Source organism: Sphingomonas japonica, from assembly GCF_006346325.1.
GTDB lineage: Bacteria > Pseudomonadota > Alphaproteobacteria > Sphingomonadales > Sphingomonadaceae > Sphingomonas > Sphingomonas japonica.
Genome location: NZ_VDYR01000005.1, coordinates 1 through 368, shown reverse-complemented (window position 1 = coordinate 368; position 368 = coordinate 1). Strand labels below are relative to the sequence as shown.

The 368-nt window shown below is 67.1% G+C and carries 1 protein-coding gene; it reads left to right on the top strand.

Annotated features, from left to right (window positions below; translation table 11 throughout):
- Positions 1 to 70: 70 nt before the first annotated feature.
- A partial coding sequence (locus FHY50_RS14090; protein ID WP_474176062.1) for an adenine nucleotide alpha hydrolase family protein occupies positions 71 to 368 on the top strand: 298 nt, incomplete at its 3' end.

The window sequence follows — 368 nt, the reverse complement described above, 5'->3', positions numbered from 1 at the left end:
CTGGTCGCCAAGCTCAAGGCGCTGGGCGTCACGGGGTAATCATCCCCTCCGTTCGTAGAAAGGTAGAGACATGAAGACACTGGTCTGGGCCGAGCACGACAACGCCGCCCTCAAGGACGCGACGTTGGCGACCGTCACTGCCGCAGGCAAGCTGGGCGAGGTGCATCTGCTGGTCGCCGGGCATGACTGCGATGCCGTCGCGCAGGCGGCCGCCAAGATCGCGGGAGTCGCCACCGTCCATGTCGCCGACGATGCAGCCTACGAACATCCGCTGCCCGAGAGCGTCGCGCCTTTGGTAGTCGAACTGATGGCGAGCCACGACGCGTTCGTGGTGCCCGCGACCACCACCGGCCGCAACCTCGCGCCGC